This window comes from Arthrobacter sp. PAMC25284, assembly GCF_019443425.1.
Classification (GTDB): Bacteria; Actinomycetota; Actinomycetes; order Actinomycetales; family Micrococcaceae; genus Arthrobacter; species Arthrobacter oryzae_A.
This window is the reverse complement of sequence record NZ_CP080382.1, coordinates 1,216,853-1,234,835: the sequence shown is the minus strand read 5'-3', so window position 1 is coordinate 1,234,835 and position 17,983 is coordinate 1,216,853. Positions and strand designations below refer to the sequence as shown.

15 protein-coding genes and 2 pseudogenes are annotated in these 17,983 nt (G+C 65.7%); 11 read left to right on the top strand and 6 right to left on the bottom strand.

What is annotated here, in order from left to right; all coding sequences use genetic code 11:
• The first annotated feature begins 100 nt into the window (after nt 1-100).
• Complete coding sequence (gene rbfA, locus KY499_RS05825; RefSeq protein WP_123254500.1) at nt 101-610, top strand: 30S ribosome-binding factor RbfA; 510 nt, start codon at nt 101-103, stop codon at nt 608-610.
• 315 nt (nt 611-925) lie between these two features.
• Here rbfA and KY499_RS05820 read toward each other — a convergent pair whose 3' ends face one another.
• Both KY499_RS05820 and KY499_RS05815 read right to left on the bottom strand, forming a co-directional pair.
• Nucleotides 926-1,123 (bottom strand): hypothetical protein, encoded by a 198-nt coding sequence (locus KY499_RS05820; protein WP_123254499.1) that lies wholly within the window; start codon nt 1,121-1,123, stop codon nt 926-928.
• 265 nt (nt 1,124-1,388) lie between these two features.
• Nucleotides 1,389-2,546, bottom strand: coding sequence for a pyridoxal phosphate-dependent aminotransferase (locus tag KY499_RS05815; RefSeq protein WP_183164432.1), 1,158 nt, complete (start codon nt 2,544-2,546; stop codon nt 1,389-1,391).
• Between the two features lie 127 nt (nt 2,547-2,673).
• On the opposite strand from KY499_RS05815, the pseudogene truB reads away from it, so the two are divergent.
• The 3 genes and pseudogenes from truB to KY499_RS05800 all read left to right on the top strand — a co-directional run bounded on the left by truB (nt 2,674) and on the right by KY499_RS05800 (nt 4,483).
• Nucleotides 2,674-3,637, top strand: a pseudogene (truB, locus tag KY499_RS05810) (tRNA pseudouridine(55) synthase TruB).
• A gap of 2 nt (nt 3,638-3,639) precedes the next feature.
• A complete protein-coding gene (locus KY499_RS05805) occupies nt 3,640-3,993 on the top strand; it encodes a hypothetical protein (protein WP_123254496.1) in 354 nt (117 codons plus the stop codon).
• Between the two features lies 1 nt (nt 3,994).
• Nucleotides 3,995-4,483, top strand: coding sequence for a hypothetical protein (locus KY499_RS05800; RefSeq protein ID WP_219886452.1), 489 nt, complete (start codon nt 3,995-3,997; stop codon nt 4,481-4,483).
• 39 nt (nt 4,484-4,522) lie between these two features.
• On the opposite strand, the gene KY499_RS05795 is transcribed toward KY499_RS05800, so the two are convergent.
• Nucleotides 4,523-4,990, bottom strand: a complete 468-nt coding sequence (locus tag KY499_RS05795) for a VOC family protein (protein WP_219886450.1) — start codon at nt 4,988-4,990, stop codon at nt 4,523-4,525.
• 113 nt (nt 4,991-5,103) lie between these two features.
• Nucleotides 5,104-5,659, bottom strand: a pseudogene (locus tag KY499_RS05790) (NUDIX domain-containing protein).
• A gap of 365 nt (nt 5,660-6,024) precedes the next feature.
• Between KY499_RS05790 and KY499_RS05785 the strand changes: the two are divergent.
• The gene (locus KY499_RS05785; protein WP_258190986.1) at nt 6,025-7,746 is read left to right on the top strand and encodes an HNH endonuclease signature motif containing protein; all 1,722 of its coding nucleotides are present in this window, start codon (nt 6,025-6,027) and stop codon (nt 7,744-7,746) included.
• A 101-nt stretch (nt 7,747-7,847) separates the two neighbouring features.
• Here the strand turns inward: KY499_RS05785 and KY499_RS05780 are convergent, their stop codons facing one another.
• Nucleotides 7,848-8,747: a glycosyltransferase family 87 protein gene (locus KY499_RS05780; protein ID WP_123254493.1), complete on the bottom strand. Its 900-nt coding sequence runs from the start codon at nt 8,745-8,747 to the stop codon at nt 7,848-7,850.
• A 181-nt stretch (nt 8,748-8,928) separates the two neighbouring features.
• On the opposite strand from KY499_RS05780, the gene KY499_RS05775 reads away from it, so the two are divergent.
• From KY499_RS05775 to KY499_RS05750, 6 genes are all read left to right on the top strand, one after another.
• The gene (locus tag KY499_RS05775; protein ID WP_123254492.1) at nt 8,929-9,927 is read left to right on the top strand and encodes a bifunctional riboflavin kinase/FAD synthetase; all 999 of its coding nucleotides are present in this window, start codon (nt 8,929-8,931) and stop codon (nt 9,925-9,927) included.
• 111 nt (nt 9,928-10,038) lie between these two features.
• Entirely contained in the window at nt 10,039-10,893 is an 855-nt protein-coding gene (gene kynA / locus KY499_RS05770; RefSeq protein WP_123254491.1) for a tryptophan 2,3-dioxygenase, read from the top strand.
• A 23-nt stretch (nt 10,894-10,916) separates the two neighbouring features.
• Nucleotides 10,917-12,161, top strand: coding sequence for a kynureninase (locus KY499_RS05765; RefSeq protein WP_258190985.1), 1,245 nt, complete (start codon nt 10,917-10,919; stop codon nt 12,159-12,161).
• Between the two features lie 252 nt (nt 12,162-12,413).
• Nucleotides 12,414-12,683: a 30S ribosomal protein S15 gene (rpsO, locus tag KY499_RS05760; RefSeq protein WP_123254490.1), complete on the top strand. Its 270-nt coding sequence runs from the start codon at nt 12,414-12,416 to the stop codon at nt 12,681-12,683.
• Nucleotides 12,684-12,929: 246 nt separating this feature from the next.
• On the top strand, nt 12,930-15,179 hold the full coding sequence (locus KY499_RS05755; protein ID WP_123254611.1) for a polyribonucleotide nucleotidyltransferase: 2,250 nt from the start codon (nt 12,930-12,932) through the stop codon (nt 15,177-15,179).
• A gap of 152 nt (nt 15,180-15,331) precedes the next feature.
• On the top strand, nt 15,332-16,675 hold the full coding sequence (locus KY499_RS05750) for a pitrilysin family protein (RefSeq protein ID WP_219886445.1): 1,344 nt from the start codon (nt 15,332-15,334) through the stop codon (nt 16,673-16,675).
• A gap of 40 nt (nt 16,676-16,715) precedes the next feature.
• On the opposite strand, the gene KY499_RS05745 is transcribed toward KY499_RS05750, so the two are convergent.
• Nucleotides 16,716-17,906 (bottom strand): MFS transporter, encoded by a 1,191-nt coding sequence (locus KY499_RS05745; RefSeq protein WP_258190984.1) that lies wholly within the window; start codon nt 17,904-17,906, stop codon nt 16,716-16,718.
• Between the last annotated feature and the right edge of the window lie 77 nt (nt 17,907-17,983).

The window sequence follows — 17,983 nt, the reverse complement described above, 5'->3', positions numbered from 1 at the left end:
CCGGCATCGTCATAGACTCACCATAGGTGCGTGGCAGCAGCTCCAAGCAAGCATGGACGCCGCCACGGCGCCGTCGTAACCCAAGAACTTAGGAGTTGATATGGCTGATCCCGCACGGGCTGCCAAGTTGGCGCAGCGGATTAAGGTAGTTGTTGCTGAAGCGTTGGGCCGGAGGGTTAAGGATCCACGGCTCGAGGGCATCACCGTTACCGACGCCCGCGTCACCAACGACCTGCAGCACGCCACGATCTACTACACCGTCTTCGGTGACGAGCTGGTCCAGGCCGAGGCGGCCAAGGGACTTGAGAAAGCCAAGGGTGTGCTCCGGCAGGAAGTCGGCCGCAACATCACGGTGCGGCTGACGCCGACGCTCGAGTTCGTCGCTGACCAGATCCCGGTCAACGCTTCCAACCTCGAAGATCTCCTCAGGGCTGCAAAGAAGCGCGACGCGGAAGTTGCCGCCCTGGCAGCGAGCGCCAAGCACGCCGGCGACGCCGATCCCTACAAGAGCGACGCCTCTGACGACGTCGAGCTTGACGAGGATGACTTCGACGAAGAGGACCTTGATCTCATCGAGGACCGCAACCTCGACGAGGACAGCAACAAGTAGCACGGCAGCCGGCACGTCTTTCCGCCGGATGATGCCAGCAGGCCGGACCCGCTAAGGGTCCGGCCTGCTGCTTTTTCGGGGGCGCTGCTTCCGGCGGGCAGCGGGTCCTAATCGTCGTCCTTGTCATCGCCGTGGTCGTCACCGAGGGGGTCAGATCCAGCCCCAAGCGTGATCGTCACTACGCGTCCGTTGGGCGCGCTCCCGAGCGCACCATATTCCCGGTCGGCGCAGAAGTCGATGACTCCTGCGGGAACGTGGGGCGGCGCGTAGGATCCTGCCGCTGGATTCCTCGCGGGACACGTGGACGGAACTTTACTAGCGGCGGCGTCGGGCTCCGAGAGCTCCGAGGAAGGGCGAGCCCATGCCGATCAGAAATCCGAAGTCATACCAATTGCCTAGTCGTGCTGTGTTGTAGAACGGGTACTCAGTCCACTGTCCGAAGACATGGACGATGAACACGATCCACGCCGTCACGCCGTTCCACATACCCCACAGCAAGTCTTCCCACCACATGTGAACCTCCCTCGGGAAACGTCGCGTCCGTGTGTGGGATAACCAGACGGGGCGGTATTTCCAACAATCCCGTCGCCGGGAAATCGTTGTGAGCTGCCGGCCGTGAACGGCCTTGGCTTAGGTTAACGGTCGGGGCATTCCAGCGGTAGGGACCTGCGGTAGCGGCCTGCGGTGATGACGTGCGGTTGCGACGTGCGGTTGCGACGTGCGGTTGCGACGCGCCAGGGGCCGGGGGACCACCTTCTGCCGCCGGTAGAGGGGCGGGTCAGGCGGGTCGGACGGGGAGCCGGCCGAGTCCCTCCACGAGCGCCGCCTGGCTGCCGCACAGCGCAATCCGGATCCAGCCTTCACCAATCGAGCCGAATGCCGTGCCAGGGGCGAAGGAGACCCCGGCGTCGGCGAGGAAACGCCGGACCCACGAACGGACATCCCCGCCGCTGGCATGGGACACATCGGCCCAAAGGTAGAAGGCCCCTTGAGCGGTGAGGTAGGGGATTCCCCGGGACAGCAGAACCGCCGAGGCCGCGTCCCGGTTTGCCCGGTAGTGGGCGTGGGCATGACGGACGTAGTCCTGGGGACCGGTCAGGGCCGCGAGCGCCGCGTACTGCGACGGGGAAGCGACGCAGGAGACGATCGACTCCATCACGTTGTTCATCTTTTGTTCCAGTCCGGGCGGGCAGATCAGCGCGCCGATACGGAGTCCGGTCAGCCCGTAGGTCTTGGACAGGGTCAGTGATGTGAAGACGCGGGCTTCGCCCGGGATGTCGCTGTCGAATCGGGCCGGGCTGACATGCGGAACGTCGTAGGTGAACGCCTCGTAGCACTCATCCGAAATGATCCACAGATCGTGTCGCGTGGCCAGCTCGACCAGGCTGCGGGTGAGCTCCTCGCCCAGCACAGCTCCGAGCGGATTGGATGGAGAGTTGAGAACCAGTACTTTGGTCCGCGGTGTGATCAGCTCCTCGATGTCCTCGATCCGGGGCTGGAAATCGTGCTCAGGATAGAGCGGATACCTGACCGGCACGGCATGAAGCAGACTGCTGGTCATCACGAAGGTGGGGTATCCCGGGTTGGGGATGAGGATTTCTTCGCCGGGGGAGAGCAGCAGGCTCATTGCGAAGTGCAGGCCCTGTTGGGCGCCGTCGACGACGTAAACCCGGTCCGCGCCGACCGGCGTGGCGTTGTGCTCGCGGAACCTGGCCGCAAAAGCCTCACGCAGGGCAGGGATCCCCGCGTTGGGCGTGTAGTTGGTCTCGTCGCGCTCAAGGCAGGCCATCCCGGCGTCGAGGATGTGGCGCGGGACCGGGAAGCCCGGTTCTCCGATGCTGAGCACGATCGCGCCGGGCGTGGTCCACGCGGCTTCGGTGATTTCGCGGATCTGGTTGACCGGGACATCTCGGACATGGGCGGCAAGCTCAGGCATGTCAGCCATCCTAACGGCCCCGGCACCCCATCCGGCACGGCACCTGGCACGGTATTCGGTATCGTTTTCGGCCGGGGCGCCAGCGACGGTCGCGGGCCGCGGCTTTTGCGCGGATATACTGGGAAGCGTGCTTTCTGGACTGGTAATAGTGGACAAACCGCAAGGCTGGACCAGCCACGACGTGGTTGGACGGATGCGGCGGCTCGCCGGTACCCGAAAGGTCGGCCATGCCGGGACCCTCGACCCAATGGCCACCGGCGTGCTGGTGGTCGGCATCAATAAGGCCACCAGGCTCCTGACCTACATTGTGGGGACCTCCAAGACGTACACCGCCACCATCCGCCTTGGCGAGTCCACCGTGACCGACGACGCCGAGGGCGAGGTGACCGCTACCCACAGTGCCGCCCGCATCACCGAAGACGATGTCCGGGCCGGTGTTACGGCCCTGACTGGGGAGATCGAGCAAGTTCCCAGCAGCGTCAGCGCGATCAAGGTCAATGGCGAACGTGCCTACGCCCGCGTCCGCTCGGGCGAAGAGGTCAAGCTGGCTGCCCGGCCGGTCACGATCCATCGTTTCGAGATTCATGAACTGCGCCCCGCCCGCGACGGTGAGGTCCTCGACGTCGACGTCACCGTCGAGTGCTCGTCCGGCACCTACATCCGGGCCCTGGCCCGTGACCTCGGCAACGCTCTCGGCGTCGGAGGCCACTTGACCGCCCTGCGGCGGACCCAGGTGGGCCCCTACAGCCTCGACCAGGGCCCGCACCCTGGAGCAGTTGGCCGATGAACTAAAGGTGCTGGAAATGTCCAGGGCCGCCCGCGCCCTGATGCCAAACCGTGAACTCACCGCCGAGGAGACCACCGAGATATCCTTCGGCCGGCGGATAGCCGCCGGGGCCACGGCGGGCACAAGCGCAGCCGCCACCGCGGATAGCCCCACGGCCGCCTTCGGACCCGACGGCACCCTCGTTGCGCTGCTGGCGGATACCGGAAACTACGCCAAACCGGTCCTGGTTTTCGCACCGGACAATGAGAAGCGCGCCGCCGCGGCCGCACCGGAAGCGCCGCCCGCCCCAGGCCAGGCCGACTAGCCTTGGACGCCTATTTCTACATCATCTTGGTGGTCGGGCTGCTGTCGACCATCATCTGCGCCACCGCCGGTGTCCTGAAGAAGGCCCCGAACGATCTCACCATCCTCTCGGTTGCCGCCGTCGAACTCTCCCTGCTGGTGTATCTCGTCGGCTCGATTGTCCGGGTGATCGGCGGTGAACCGATCGCGGGGGAGGCCTGGGAATTCTGGGGCTATCTGGTGACTGCCCTGATGCTGCCGGTGGCCGCGGTGTACTGGTCCATCCTGGAACGGACCCGGTGGAGCAACTTCGTTCTGGCGGCAGTTGGAGTCACCGCGCTGGTGATGGCCGCCCGCATGAACCAGATCTGGTACTGACATGGAAGAGGAAAAAATCGTGAAGGCTAAGACGTCGCAGGATGCCGGCCGTCCGGCCAGCCGGGCTCCCGAAGCCGCCCCGGCGTCGGCAAGCACCCGGAACACCGGCCCCGGGCGGCTGTTGATTGCCGTCTACGCTGTGTTCGCGATTTCGGCGACGGCGCGGGCCGGGTACCAGATCCTCACCAAGTTCTCCGACGCACCGCTGGCCTACCTGCTGTCCGCCTTCGCAGCCGTCGTCTACATTGTGGCTACTGTCTCCCTCGCGAAGCCGGGGCGCACGTGGTTCAAAGTCTCGGTGGCTGCCGTGCTGGTTGAGCTGATCGGCGTGCTGGTGGTCGGAGCGCTGAGTCTCTTTGACGCCGTCAACTTCCCGCATGAGACCGTTTGGTCCTTGTTCGGACGCGGCTACGGCTTCATTCCACTGCTGCTGCCGATCCTGGGACTCATCTGGCTGTACCGGCGGCGTCCGGTGACTTTTCAGGCCTAACGAACGACGCCGGGAGTGGCGGCCATCCGCCGTCGCGGTTCAGTCCGTGGCCCGGCGCTCATCCGTACCGGCCCCCGGATCGCTTTCCGTCGGTTCCAACTCCTGGAAGAGCGTGATTTGCAACCCGGCCGGCCCGTTGAGCCTGGAGTTCAACGACCGCCACGGCGTTTCGCGTGGACCCGCAATCAGTGTTCCGCCGGCTTCGACGAGATGCCGCGTGGCACCGTCGGAGTCTTCCACCTCGAAGGCGACCCGGATCTTCGCGCTCGGCTGACCATCGGCCTCGAGCCCGTCGATGTAGTTGACCTGTGCCGGGTTTGAGAGCTCCAAGGTCGCCCGGCCTGCTTCGAGGATCGTGATGCGCGCGTCGCCTTCGCCATGGACCACCTCCCGCTCGACCAATCCGAGAACGTCGCGGTAAAACGTCACGGCGGCGTCGTAGTCCTCAGCCTCAACCACGAGGCGCAATTGCCGGACAGGCGGCGGTGTCCGATTCTCGTTAGCCATGTCCGTACCTTACGACTTCGCGCGGCATCGCGAAACGCTTGCGGGCATGATGGCTCCCTGGCTCCCTGGCTCCCTGGCTCCCTGGCTCCCTGGCTGGTTGGCTGCCTGGCTGATCAGCCTTCGCCGGTGTCCGTGCTGGTTGCCGCGCCGGCATCCGGGGTCCTGCCCGTGCTGGTGCGTGCAGGCTGAAGCCTGCTGCGCAGGGCCGGCCAGGCGGCCGCGAAGCCTGGATGCAATTCCATCCTGCCAACGGTGTCGACGGGGACCCACCGGAGCTCCAGGCTTTCCGGATCCATGATCACCGGTTCGAATGGCTGGCAAACGTCAGCGGTGACCGTCGTGTAGCTCCAGTAGCCGACGTCGAAGACCGACGTGAAGAGTACCCTGATACTTTCGGGCGGCACTCCGGCTTCTTCGCGGGCTTCCCGCAGGGCGCCGTGGATGGCATCTTCACCCTGATGCAAGGCACCGCCGGGGAGCCCCCAGGTTCCTCCGTGGTCGCTCCATTCAACCCGGTGCTGCAGCAGGACGCCCTTGGCAGGATCGCGGACGAGCAGTCCGGCCGAGCCGAAGCGGCCCCAGAATCTGCCGCGTGGGCCGTCAACCCACGCATCGCCCGGATCGCGGGGACCGCGGGGGCCTGCGCGGATCCCCGGCCGATGCAGGCATAATCACGGGGGTTTCCGGGCCTTGGCTGTCCGGGGTATCAGCGCTGCCGGATGGGCCGGCGCTGCCGGCGGGTGTGCCGGCGGCGTTGCTGGATTTCGGGGCAAAAGTCTTGTCCATCTATACAGCTTGCCACGTCGAAAAACCCGCGTCCGAAAAGTGTCATACCCCTCTGGCAGAGTTTAATTATGGAAGCCAGCGCAGCGTTTGTCCCAGACGGGCCAGGAAGGCCCGGTCCAAAGGTGATCCCAACGATTTGCAGGCTGGCGTCCGTTCGGTCCGGCGACCCGGAGCGAACGCTTGAGCGCGCACTGACCCTCTTGCGCGAGTCAGCTGCCACGGCCGTTGCCGACACGGAGCCATGCGGCGTGGCCGAAGCCTCAGACTTCGCTGGCCGGGTGGAGGAGCTTTCTCGCGCGGTCGGGTATTTACAGCTCGTGGCGGCCGCGGCGGTTGACCGAAGCCGAAAGCGGGCAAACAGCACCGGCCTGCAGGCGTCCGCCGTTGGATTCGGAGCCGACGCCGGGGGAGCCGCCAGCGGAGGCGCATCAGACGGCTGGTTGACCGGGTGGAACACTGAGGAAACGGCGACGGGGACGGGGAAGCCGGCGTTTGTGCCGGCAACGGCAACGGCAACGGCAAGGGCTACGGCGACGGCTACGGCGACGGCAACGGCAAGGGCTACGGCGACGGCTACGGCGACGGCAACGGCGCTGGCGCAGGCGGCCTGCGCGGTCCCTGAACTGCCGCCCGGGAATCCCATCGTCGCGGTGTCCGAGTCGGGATGCTTGGACGACGGATTCCGAAACACTATGGAGTTCCTTCGGGCCAGGCTGCGGATCAGTGCAGCGGAGGCCCGCCGCCGATTGTCCCTGGCCGCGGACTTGCTGCCACGGACGGGCATCGGCGGCCGACCATTACCGGCAGCGAAAGAGGAACTGGCTGCGGCAGTCGCCGACGGCACCGTCGCCTCGCATGCAGCCAGCATCATCACGCTGGCGCTGGATCGTGTCCGCGGAGTATGCCCGCCGGAATCCGCCGCGCGGATGGAGCACGCCCTGACCCTGACTGCCCTGGAGAATGATCACGACTTCCTCTCCCGGATTGCCCGCCGCTGGACCGAGGCGCTTGACCAGGACGGCGCGGAACCCAGCCAAGCAGAGCTCCGGCGACTGCAGGGCGCCTTTGTCCGGCGGCCACGGCGCGGCCTGCAGCACCTGGAGATTTACGCCACCACGGAGCAGTTCGAATATCTGCTCTCGGTCATGAACATCGCCACCAATCCACGGATTTCCGCGGCCGGCGGGGACACCGGCTCTTTCGCCGCGGGACATAACGATCCCCATGCCTGCAGGGCGAATCAGGACGCCGTCACGGCTGTCGCACGGGCCGCACGGGCCGCACGGGCCGCAGGGGCCGCAGATGCCTCGGAGCACCCGGCAAACCCGGATAGCCCGGAGGCCACCGCGGAGGCCCATCATCTGGACCAGCGCTCCCGTCCGCAAAGACTTCTCGACGGACTGATCGGTGCCTGCAAAGCTGCGTTGGCGTCCGGGAAACTGCCGTCGGCCGGGGGATTGCGCCCTCAGGTCATGGTCACCATCGACTACCGCGACCTCCTCGAACGGCTCGGCGGGCCGGGAAACAGGGTCGGTGATCGTGGCCCTGGTTCCGGAAGCCTGATGTTTACCGGGCCCGTCACAGCCTCAACGGTGCGAAAGATCGCCTGCGACGCGGACATAATCCCTGTCCTGCTCGGCGGAAGCGGCAGGATTCTGGACGTCGGCCGGGCCTCGCGGATTTTCCCACCGCACATCCGGAAGGCAATCACGGCACGGGACCGGGGGTGCGCGTTCCCACAGTGCACCATCCCGGCTCCTTGGTGCGAGGCTCATCACATCACCTACTGGTCCCACGGCGGGACCACCGGAACAGACAACGCTGCCCTGTTGTGTTCGCACCATCATCACCTCGTGCACAAGGAGCAATGGTCGATCGAGATTCGCACCGGGGTGCCGTGGTTCCTTCCACCACCCCATGTGGATCCCCGGCTGGCGCCACGGCGAAACAACTACTTCAGGCTCGATTGACTATTTCTCTGCACAACCGGCTTTGCGGCGGATGGACACCTACGGGCCGAACCGACGTTCGGCGGGCCAGCTCTCCTGCTGCACGGCTGACGGCGGGCCAGCTACTTCTGTTGCACGGCTGACTGCGGGTCCGCGGCGCTTTCGCCGGGAACCATGACCGTGCAGGGACTTAGCCGGGCCAGCCGCGGGACGGCGGCGAGCATCATGTAGGGAATCGGCCCCACCAGCACTGGCGACGCGAGGAGCATGGCGGGGGCGATCAGGGACGGCCACTGCTTCCGCGCACCCACCACCACAAGTACGACTGCGATCGCGCAACGGACGTAGAAGCTGATTTGGCTGTCCGGCGTCCCCTCGCGATGCTCCAACAGGAAGCGAAACCAGGCATTCCAGGCCGCGGGCTCGAAGGCATAGGAAACTCCAACAATGAGGGCGAGCCCGCCCAGACCTTGCAGCAATCGACGCCACTCGCCGCGCACGGCGAACCAGGCCAACCCGATCCCGACGGTGACCTTCGTCAGGATCGGGAAGGACCACGCGACCGGCTTCTGCATGCCGAGGACGGCGGCTCCGGCCAGAAGAAGGTAGATGTTTCCGACCGCGAGCTCAGGCAGGGAGATCAGGAAATACGGGGCCGCCCACCTGAACTTCAGCGGCCTCAATAGCCACAGGAGGACCGCCGCCTCCAGGCAGATCCAGAAGGTCTGGAACAGCGGCCACGGCAGCAATGCGAAGGGCCGGATCACCGTGAGGAAGATGGGGGAATAAAGGTACGCGTCCCGCTGGCCAGGTGCCCGCTCGTAGGTGAGTTCGCTCTGGGCTGCGAGCCAATAGGCGTGGGTATCCTGCCCGAAGATGTCGTTCTCCAGGACAGCGCCGACGGTACGCCCTGCAGTGAACAACGCGAGGCCCCAGAACAGGAATAACGCGAGCTTTGCCGCCGAGGGATACTTGCTGGCAAACCAGGTCATGTCGGCGAATGGGTCGGCGTACTTCGTCATGCCCCCGATCCTGCCACAGCGGAGTTCTGAAGCTTCTCACCGGAAGTCCCCGGCAGGCCGTTTCTTTCGGACACCGGGCCGCCAGTCGGGGCACTGGCCGATACCGGGTAATCTTAGAGAGTTCCGGAGCCGGCCACCGCCCTCCGGAAGGGTTCATGGCAGGCAGCAAAAGGCGAGGTAGATGGTCCACATCTGGAACGATCCGTCCGAAGTCCCGTCGGACTTCGGTCCCTCCGTGGTCACGTTCGGGAACTTCGATGGCGTGCACCGCGGCCACCAACAGGTGCTTTCGCAACTCGTCCGCACGGCGCGAAGGAACAACGCCCGCGCCGTCGCCATCACGTTCGACCCGCATCCCGCCCAGGTCCACCGTCCCGAATCGGCCCCCGAGCTGATCATGGGGCTCGACGACAAACTTGTGGCGCTGGGCGAACTGGGCCTCGACGCCGTGCTCGTGATGAAGTACTCGCTGGAACTTGCCGGCCTCTCAGCGGAGGAGTTCGTGTCCGGCATCCTGGTCGGCAGCCTCAAGGCCAGCCATGTGGTGATTGGCCATGATGCCCGCTTCGGCCGGGGCAACGCCGGAGACCTGCAGACGATGCAGGAGCTGGGAAGGAAGCTCGGGTTCGAGGTCCTTGTCATCAGCGAGTTCGGTTCGGAAGGCTACCCACTGCACGACGATGTGCCGGACGACGACGGCGCCGCCGGCCGCCGCTGCTCATCCACCTGGGTGCGCGAAGCCTTGCAGAAGGGCGACGTCGAGACCGCCGCAGCCATTCTGGGCCGCCCGCACCGGATGCGCGGCGACGTCGTGCATGGCGCCGCGCGGGGCCGCGACCTCGGGTTCCCCACCGCCAACCTCGCGACCACCGCCAGCGGCTACATTCCGGCGGACGGCATCTACGCCGGCTGGCTCGTCGATGAGGCCGGTACGCGCTGGCCCGCCGCCATTTCCGTCGGATCCAATCCGACCTTTGCGGGCGTCAGCCGGCAAGTGGAGGCACACGTCATTGACCGGCCGGACGAGCCCGTGGAAGCCTTCGATCTCTACGACCAGACGGTCGTGGTGGAATTCGTAGCGCGCCTTCGTGGCATGGTGGCGTACCGTGGCCCTGAAGCGCTGATTGACCAGATGCGGCTTGACGTCATCCAGGCGCATGACATTTTGTCCGCCCGCTGATCTCCCCGGAACCGCGCGCCGATCAGCCCCCCGGAACCACCGGCCGGCCAGGTGTCCTCCGGTGCTGACCCGCGGCTGGATTCACAGCCACTGGCAAGGAAGGCAATAACTGTGAGCATTGAAAAGAATACGCGGGAGCTGGACCGGGACATTGTCCGCGATTTCAGCGCCAGGATGAGCTACGCGTCCTACCTGCAACTGCCCACCCTGCTCAGTGCGCAGCAGCCCGTCAGCGCTCCTGTGCACCACGACGAGCTGCTTTTTATCATTCAGCACCAGACGACTGAACTATGGCTGAAGCTGGTCCTTCATGAGCTCCGCAGCGCCGCCGCCTGGCTTCGGATCGATGACCTCGGCTCCGCACTGAAGGCGATTGCCCGGGTCAAACACATCCAAAAGACACTGACCGAGCAATGGTCGGTCCTGGCTACCCTGACGCCCACGGAGTATTCACAGTTCCGGTCCTTCCTGGGCAACTCGTCCGGATTCCAGTCCAGCCAGTACCGTGCGGTCGAATTCCTGCTGGGCAACAAGAACGCCAAGATGCTGCCGGTGTTCGAATCCGACCCCGAGGCCCACGCAATGCTGCAAGAGATCCTCGAAGCCCCGAGCATCTACGACGAGTTCCTCGGCTACCTCAAGCGGCAGGGCTTCGATGTGCCCGCCGCACTGCTGGAGCGGGACGTCACCCAGGCGCATGAGTTCAGCGCCGACCTGGTCCCAGTGTTCAAGTACATCTACGAAAACGCGGCGGACAACTGGGGCGCCTACGAAGCCTGCGAGGAACTCGTGGACCTCGAGGACAACTTCCAGCTGTGGCGTTTCAGGCACTTGCGCACGGTCCAGCGCACCATCGGCATGAAGTCCGGCACCGGCGGCTCCAGCGGTGCCGCCTTCCTGCAGAAGGCCCTGGAACTGACGTTTTTCCCCGAGCTCTTCGCCGTCCGGACGGAGATCGGCCAGTGAGCGGCATGGAAAGCGGGACGCGCATGGATAACAAAACAACGGTCGATCTTCTCTGGCAGCGAGCGCAGGAACTCGATGCCGCAGATCCGCTGGCCACCTACCGGGACCACTTTCTTGGCACCGAAACGCCCCTGGTCTACCTGGACGGCAACTCCCTCGGCCGCCCGCTCCGGCGAACCGCCGCCGATATCAGCAGCTTCATCCAGGACAAGTGGGGAGGCCGCCTGATCCGCGGCTGGGACGAGGAATGGCTGCAGCTTCCGCAGGACCTCGGCGACCAGCTGGGGCGAGCCGTGCTCGGCGCCGGTCCCGGGCAGACCATCATCGCCGATTCCACCACCGTGGTGCTGTACAAACTGATCCGGGCCGCCGTGGCCGCTGTGACAGACCCGGCCCGCACCGAGATTGTGCTGGACACCGAAAATTTCCCCACCGACCGCTACCTCGTCGAGGGTATCGCCGGTGAGGAGGGGATGACGGTGCGCTGGATCGACGCGGATCCGTCAACTGGGGTGACCGTTGACCAGGTCCGCGCCGTCACCGGACCGGCCACCGCCGTCGTCGTCCTTAGCCATATCGCCTACCGTTCGGCATTTATCGCCGACATGGCCGGGATCACCGCAGCCGTGCACGACGCCGGCGCTCTGGTCGTATGGGACCTGTCCCACTCCGTCGGATCCGTGGAGGTGGCGCTGGACGCCGCCGACGCCGACTTCGCCGCCGGCTGCACCTACAAGTACCTCAACGGGGGACCGGGCTCACCGGCGTTCGCGTATGTCAATACCCGGCACCTGTCCGGCCTGCAGCAGCCGGTCTGGGGCTGGATCGGCCGGAAGGATCCGTTTGAGATGGGACCCGGCTATGAGGCTGCCGCCGGCATCCGCGGCTTCCTCAGCGGCACGCCGCCGATCTTCGGCATGCTCGCCATGCGCGGCACGCTGGACCTGCTCGAGGAGGCCGGCATGGCTGCGGTTCGGGAAAAATCGCGCCGGCTCACCGCGTTCGCCGTCGAACTCCACGACGCGTGGCTCGCACCTGCGGGCGCGGAACTCTCGACGCCGCGGGACCCGGACCTGCGGGGCAGCCACATCACCGTGGATCACCCGGCATTCCGCGACATGACTGCGGCTCTGTGGGAGACCGATGTCATTCCCGATTTCCGTGCGCCGCACGGCATCAGGATCGGGCTCTCGCCGCTGAGCACGTCATTCGCCGAGCTCTACCGGGGCGTCGACGCCATCCGGGAGCGGTTGGTTGCCGTTCGCTGACCGTAACGCCCTGCCGCGGCCCACAGCATCCGCGCCGGCCGGACGCCACCGCCCGGACGCCACCGGCCCGGCGGCGTGTTTCGACAAGATTGCGGACATGCCGGTAAACTGAACCGTGGATCCGGCTGCAGTCCGTGGCGGCTGGTTCCTGTTGTGTTCAGGAAGCCTCGTCCGCAAGGACGGAATTCCGGCGCGGCACCCCCGGCAGTGCGTTACTGACTCGGGCCTCACGGCACATCTCTAGGAGTTATTGTGGCACTTGACGCCGCTGTAAAGCAGTCCATCATTCAGGATTTCGCAACATCTGAGGGCGACACCGGTTCGCCGGAGGTCCAGGTTGCAGTCCTGACTCAGCGGATCAAGGATCTGACTGAGCACATGAAGGAGCACAAGCACGATTACCACACCCAGCGCGGTCTGCTGGCCATGGTTGGTCGTCGCAAGCGTATGCTCACCTACCTGAAGAACACTGACATCAACCGCTACCGTGCGCTCATCGAGCGCCTCGGCCTGCGCCGCTAGTCAGCGCTTAGGGCGGCCCCTTCCGTGAAGGAAGGGCGCCGCCTGCTTCACCCCACAACTCAACAGGAGGATCAACCGCATCACGCATTCGCGGTCCTCGGTAGTGATCTCCGGGATCGGCTTCAACGACTGAAGCCCGGCCCGTGGGTCTCGATCGATGACCGGGTGCAGTGCAGACCAGTAGACAGATGCTGGACTGGGTTGATGCGGCTGGACTCCGTGAACCATGAAACGGAGGTGACTCTCTTGGAGGGTCCCGAAATCCAGTTCTCAGAAGCAGTTATTGACAATGGCCGCTTCGGCAAGCGTGTAATCCGCTTCGAAACCGGCCGTCTTGCCAAGCAGGCAGCCGGCGCAGCGATGGTCTACATCGACGAAGAGACCGCCCTGCTGTCCGCCACCACGGCCGGCAAGCACCCGCGTGAAGGCTTCGACTTCTTCCCGCTGACGGTCGACGTCGAAGAGCGCATGTACGCAGCGGGCCGCATCCCGGGCTCGTTCTTCCGCCGCGAAGGCCGTCCGTCCACCGAGGCCATCCTGGCCTGCCGCCTGATGGACCGCCCGCTGCGCCCCGCCTTCGTCAAGGGCCTGCGCAACGAGGTCCAGATCGTCGTCACCGTGCTCTCCATCAACCCGGACGAGCTCTACGACGTGGTCGCGATCAACGCCTCCTCAATGTCCACCCAGCTCTCCGGCCTGCCCTTCTCCGGCCCGATCGGCGGCGTCCGCGTTGCCCTGATCGCCGACGAGCATGGCTCGCAGTGGGTTGCCTTCCCGAAGCACTCGCAGCTTGAGAACGCCGTCTTCAACATGGTCGTTGCCGGCCGCGTTGCAGGCGACGACGTTGCCATCATGATGGTGGAAGCCGAAGCGACCGACAACTCCTGGAACCTCATCAAGGAACAGGGCGCCACCGCCCCGACCGAAGAGGTTGTCTCCGAAGGCCTCGAGGCTGCCAAGCCGTTCATCAAGGCCCTCTGCGAAGCACAGGCCGACCTGGCTGCCCGCGCCGCCAAGCCGACCGTCGAGTTCCCGGTCTTCCTGGACTACCAGGACGACGTCTACGCCGCGGTTGAGGCCGCTGCCGCTGACAAGCTGACCGCTGTCTTCCAGATCGCCGACAAGCAGGAGCGCGACACCGCCTCCGACGCGCTCAAGGATGAGGTCACTTCTTCCCTGGCCGGCCAGTTCGAAGGCCGCGAGAAGGAACTCTCCGCAGCCTTCCGCTCGGTCACCAAGCATGTTGTGCGCCAGCGCATCCTCACGGACCAGATCCGCATCGACGGCCGCGGCCTGACGGACATCCGTCAGCTCACCGCCGAGGTTGAGGTTCTGCCGCGCGTCCACGGCTCGGCCATCTTCGAACGCGGCGAAACTCAGATCATGGGTGTCACCACTTTGAACATGCTCAAGATGGAACAGCAGATCGACTCGCTGTCTCCCGTGACGCGCAAGCGCTACATGCACAACTACAACTTCCCGCCGTACTCCACCGGTGAGACCGGCCGCGTCGGTTCGCCGAAGCGCCGCGAAATCGGCCACGGTGCCCTGGCGGAGCGCGCCATCATGCCGGTGCTGCCGTCCCGCGAGGAATTCCCCTACGCCATCCGCCAGGTGTCTGAAGCCCTCAGCTCCAACGGTTCGACGTCGATGGGTTCCGTCTGCGCCTCCACGCTGTCCCTGCTCAACGCAGGTGTGCCGCTGAAGGCCGCCGTCGCCGGTATCGCCATGGGTCTGGTCTCCGACCAGGTTGACGGCCAGACCCGCTACGCCGCCCTGACCGACATCCTCGGCGCCGAAGATGCCTTCGGCGACATGGACTTCAAGGTTGCCGGCACCGCCGAGTTCGTCACGGCCATCCAGCTGGACACGAAGCTCGACGGGATCCCGGCTTCCGTCCTGGCAGCAGCCCTGAAGCAGGCCCGCGAAGCCCGCCTGCACATCCTGGATGTCCTGAACTCCGCGATCGACACCCCGGACGAGCTCTCCGAGTTCGCGCCGCGCGTCATCGCAGTCAAGATCCCCGTAGACAAGATCGGCGAGGTCATCGGCCCGAAGGGCAAGATGATCAACCAGATCCAGGAAGACACCGGCGCCGACATCTCGATCGAGGACGACGGCACGGTCTACATTGGCGCCACGAACGGCCCGTCTGCCGACGCAGCACGGTCCGCGATCAACGCCATCGCCAACCCGCAGATTCCGGAAATCGGCGAGCGCTACCTGGGCACGGTTGTCAAGACCACGACCTTCGGCGCCTTCGTGTCCCTGACTCCGGGCAAGGACGGCCTCCTGCACATCTCCGAGCTGCGCAAGATCGCCGGCGGCAAGCGCGTGGACAACGTCGATGACGTCGTCTCTGTCGGACAGAAGATCCAGGTCGAAATCACCAAGATCGACGACCGCGGAAAGCTCTCGCTGTCTCCCGTGGTGGCCGAGGAAGAAGGCGCCGGCGAAGCCGAAGCCGTTCACGCCTCTGCACCCGCGGAAGCCTAGGACTACGCTGCGTAGTTAGCACTTCCAGCACCAAGCGGCGGGGCCGGTGGATCATTCCACCGGCCCCGCCGCCGTTAAGCACCCGTCACGCCCGGGTCAAGCCGCTGATACGATTGCAGGCAGATTTGACATGATTTTCCGGAAAGGCTTTGATGACTGTCGTCCCCCTGCCGCTTGAGCAGAACCTGCACGCTGACACCCTGATCCACGGCGCCGACGGCGGGTCCGAAGTTCGCCGCTCGGTACTGCCCGGCGGTGTCCGCGTGCTGACTGAGGCGATGCCCGGGCAGCGGTCGGCAACCATCGGTTTCTGGGTCGGAGTGGGTTCGCGCGACGAGGCCGCCGGCCAGCACGGTTCGACCCACTTCCTGGAGCACCTGCTGTTCAAGGGCACCCGGCGCCGCAGTGCCCTGGAGATCGCCTCGGCCTTCGACGAGGTCGGCGGAGAGTCCAACGCGGCGACGGCGAAGGAAAGCACCTGCTACTTCGCCCGCGTGCTGGACACCGACCTGCCGATGGCAATCGACGTGATTGCCGACATGATCACCGGCGCCGTCCTGGATCCGCAGGAGATGGATCAGGAACGCGACGTCATCCTCGAAGAAATCGCGATGGACAGCGACGACCCCACCGACGTCGCACACGAGCATTTTGTCGCCGCTGTCCTCGGCACGCATCCCCTCGCCCGGCCCATCGGCGGCACGCCCGATGCCATCCGCGCCGTCGAGCGGGATTCAGTCTGGGACCACTACCAGCGTTACTACCGCCCGGACGAGCTCGTTATCACGGCCGCCGGGGGACTGGACCACGACGTCGTCTGCGGGCTCGTGGTGGACGCCCTCAACGCTGCCGGCTGGAAGCTTGAGCCCACCGCCGCGCCGACCCCGCGCCGCGGGACCGACCGGGCGGTCATCGCAGGAACCGCGGGACTGCATGTGGTCAAACGGCCGGTGGAGCAGGCCAACATCATTATGGGCTGCCCCTCTCTCGTCGCCACCGACGGACGCCGCTTCGTGATGAGCGTGCTCAACGCTGTCCTGGGCGGCGGAATGTCGTCCCGGTTGTTCCAGGAAGTCCGGGAAAAGCGCGGTCTCGTCTACTCGACTTACTCGTTCGCGTCGGCCTACGCCGACGCCGGCTACTTCGGCATGTACGCCGGCTGCACGCCGTCGAAAGTCCAGCAGGTCATTGGCCTCCTCGGTGCCGAACTGGACAAGCTGGCCGAAGGCGGCATCGCCGAGGACGAACTCCGCAAGGCCGTCGGACAGCTCTGCGGCGGCATCGTCCTGGCGCTGGAGGATACGGGATCGCGGATGTCCAGGCTGGGCCGCGCGGAGCTGGTCTCCGGCGAATATCAGGACATTGACGAGACCCTGCGGCTGATCAAGGCAGTGACCGCCGGCGAAGTCCAGGAGCTGGCGCGTGAACTCGCGGCCGCGCCGCGGACCATCACCGTCGTCGGTCCGTTCGAGGAGACCGAAACCTTCGGGCTCTGAGGAGTCCTGGCGCCCGCACGGGCCGCGGTTCGGCCCGAGGTCATCCGATGGTGCGTGGTCGGCCCACAAGAACGGCGAGCACGCACAGCACAGCCATGCAGCACGCCGTGAGGAGCAGAGGCAGTTCGAACGCTCCGGTCGCTTCGTAGAGCAGCCCGAACGCCAGCGGCCCTGCACCGGCAATAGCGTAGCCGACGGACTGCGCCATCCCTGAGAGTCCTGCCGCCTGGGCATGGTTGGTGGTTCGCAGGCTGAAGAGCGACAGGGCAACCACAATTAAAGCCCCGCAGGCAATGGCCGCGGTAATGACCCAGAGCAGCATCAGGCCGGGAGCCAGCATGAGTCCCAAATAGGATGCCAGTGCCAGCAGGCTCGCGGCCAGCCCGACCGCGCGCTGGTCGGCCAGCCGCGACATCGCTGCGCCCGTGCCGAGGCTGGCACACACTCCAACCAGGAAAAAGAGCGCCATATGGAATCCGGCGTCTGCTTCGGACACGCCATGACTCCGCTCGATCGTGGGCAGCCACGCAATGATGACGTAATACGTGATCGACTGGAAGCCCATAAAAAGCGTCACCTGCCAGCCGAGGAGCGAGGTCCAGGGGGAGCGCAGCGCCGGCGCAGCGCTGTCGCTGACAGCAGCCTTGGGTTCACTCCTGAGCAGCCAGGGACCGAGGACTGCCAGGGCCAGCAGAGCCAGGCCGACCCACATGCCCAGTGCCAGCCGCCACCCCGAGGGCGTTGCCTGAGCCACCGGGACCACGATGGCGGCACCGAGAGCTGCGACGGCTCCCTGCGCTGAGGTGTAGAACCCCGTCACCTGGCCCACCCTGCCGGGGAATTGCCGCTTGACGATCGACGGCACCAGCACGTTCAGGAAGGCTATGCCGGCCCCCAACAGAATCGTTCCGGCCCAAATCATTCCCGGCAATTCTACGGACCGGAGCACAATCCCTACGGCGAGGAGCAGCACCGACAGCCACGACGCGCGGTCCAGGCCCGCGACGCGGGCCAGCACCGGTGCTATCGGGGACAGGAGCGCGAAGGCGAGCAGGGGCAAACCCGCCAGGAGCCCGGCCTGTCCTGCAGACAGGCCGAGCTCGTCGCTGATGCCCTCCAACAGGGGGCCCACGGTGACAAACCCGACCCGAAGGTTCACGGCGATCAGCAGGATACCCAGCAGTCCTGTTCCAACACGCAGACCGCGCTCCGGCATAAGGGTAGTGGCCACCAAGTTCACCTATCTGAAGTCTGTCGTTTCACCGGGATCGTACTGGGCCGCATGGTGCTGCCGGCGGGTTCACCGAT

What these genes read in the sequence shown, in the direction of transcription:
- rbfA (WP_123254500.1), top strand. Translation starts at nt 101, where the DNA reads ATGGCTGATCCCGCACGGGCTGCCAAGTTGGCGCAGCGGATTAAGGTA.
- KY499_RS05820 (WP_123254499.1), bottom strand. Translation starts at nt 1,123, where the DNA reads ATGTGGTGGGAAGACTTGCTGTGGGGTATGTGGAACGGCGTGACGGCG.
- KY499_RS05815 (WP_183164432.1), bottom strand. Translation starts at nt 2,546, where the DNA reads ATGCCTGAGCTTGCCGCCCATGTCCGAGATGTCCCGGTCAACCAGATC.
- KY499_RS05800 (WP_219886452.1), top strand. Translation starts at nt 3,995, where the DNA reads ATGGAAGAGGAAAAAATCGTGAAGGCTAAGACGTCGCAGGATGCCGGC.
- KY499_RS05795 (WP_219886450.1), bottom strand. Translation starts at nt 4,990, where the DNA reads ATGGCTAACGAGAATCGGACACCGCCGCCTGTCCGGCAATTGCGCCTC.
- KY499_RS05780 (WP_123254493.1), bottom strand. Translation starts at nt 8,747, where the DNA reads ATGACGAAGTACGCCGACCCATTCGCCGACATGACCTGGTTTGCCAGC.
- KY499_RS05775 (WP_123254492.1), top strand. Translation starts at nt 8,929, where the DNA reads ATGGTCCACATCTGGAACGATCCGTCCGAAGTCCCGTCGGACTTCGGT.
- KY499_RS05765 (WP_258190985.1), top strand. Translation starts at nt 10,917, where the DNA reads ATGGATAACAAAACAACGGTCGATCTTCTCTGGCAGCGAGCGCAGGAA.
- KY499_RS05750 (WP_219886445.1), top strand. Translation starts at nt 15,332, where the DNA reads ATGACTGTCGTCCCCCTGCCGCTTGAGCAGAACCTGCACGCTGACACC.